Source organism: Eikenella longinqua, from assembly GCF_001648355.1.
GTDB classification, from domain to species: domain Bacteria; phylum Pseudomonadota; class Gammaproteobacteria; order Burkholderiales; family Neisseriaceae; genus Eikenella; species Eikenella longinqua.
On sequence record NZ_LXSL01000003.1, the window covers coordinates 1 to 1,297 of the forward strand.

Here is a 1,297-nt window from a genome sequence, read left to right on the forward strand (position 1 = left end):
TTATAACTTTTCCCAAATGGATGAAGTTGTTGGCTTCCGCTATACCCGCGTTGATTTAGCCCATGACTTCCTAAGCGGCGAATACAGCGTAAATGACGCCCTGACCGCTTACCGCAATGGCGCATTCAACAATTCTTTCACCCAGACGAGCAGGAATATATCAATGATTACAATGCGGCCATGTTGGATTCTGAAATGGTCGAAAAATCTTGGGAAGGGCATGAATGGGAAGATAGCGAAGAAGAACCTGACGATATTTCAGAAAGTGAAGAGGATTAACGCATGCCCCCTGAAATCTATTTCTTGGCCGGTTTCGCCGTGGTTATCCCCGCCATCATTATGTTTTTATAAACCGCGGCCATTGTTTAACCGCAATATCCAAACCATGCCCTATCCCGTCGCCTGTATCCAAAGCGATAGTGGCTGTACCTGCTACACCGAACAGGCCACACCTGTGGCCGTACCCGATACCCAATGCCGGAGCTACGTTGAAAACGGCATTTACAACCCTTACAAAGCCCGGCAGGAAACTGCCGACAACCTGCCGCAGGGCAGCTACAGCGGCGAAGGCGGTGCCAGCGTGCTGACTTTGGACAGCCCGGCTAAACCTACCATGGCACACGCAGAAACTAAGGGCACGATGGCGCAATAAGGCTGCCTGAAACGGCGGGGAAGGGATGAGATGCCTGACGGCATTGACTGCGTGCAGTCGATGGCGGCAGGTATCCGCCAAGCGGTAGCGCGGCAGGGGTGCCGCAAACGGCATGAGGCTACCTGAAAAACTAGCCAAACCCGCCCGGATTGGTTAAGCTGGCCTTTCGTTTAATTTGGTAATGAAAGGGGTAGTAACATGGATTGGCAACAGTATTTTGTAGCTCGGCCTGATGGCAGTTATGCAACGAAATTTAATGAGTATCCAACAATTGTTGTGAATGGGTATAACAGTTTGATACCGCCTGGGCAGCCTAATTTTGATAAGCCACTTTATTTGGGCTTGATGATGAGCCCGGGGCAGTTGGCTGTATTACGAGCTAACCGGCATTTGTTTGATGGGAGCTTTAATGATGCTTTGGATAGATTGCAGCAAAGTTATGAAGGGATTGATATCGAATTTACTTAGATGTTTACCATTCGTCCTGCTTGGGTTGCCAGTTTTGGCGGATGTTCCGGCCTATCCCCGGTCAATATCTTCAACACCGATGCCGCCTGTCCCGCTCCTACCTCATTCAGCATAGCCGGAACACAGCAAAGAATAAGCTACGAACCGATGTGCGATACCGCCCGCAAAGCCCGCCCC

At 50.4% G+C, this 1,297-nt stretch carries 2 protein-coding genes and 1 pseudogene; all 3 read left to right on the plus strand.

The window, feature by feature from the left end:
- Positions 1-652, plus strand: a pseudogene (locus A7P95_RS11870) (hypothetical protein); the annotation flags it as partial.
- A 198-nt stretch (positions 653-850) separates the two neighbouring features.
- Positions 851-1,120, plus strand: a complete 270-nt coding sequence (locus tag A7P95_RS11355; protein WP_156503429.1) for a hypothetical protein — start codon at positions 851-853, stop codon at positions 1,118-1,120.
- A partial coding sequence (locus tag A7P95_RS12415) for a virulence factor TspB C-terminal domain-related protein (RefSeq protein ID WP_425387458.1) occupies positions 1,121-1,297 on the plus strand: 177 nt, incomplete at its 3' end.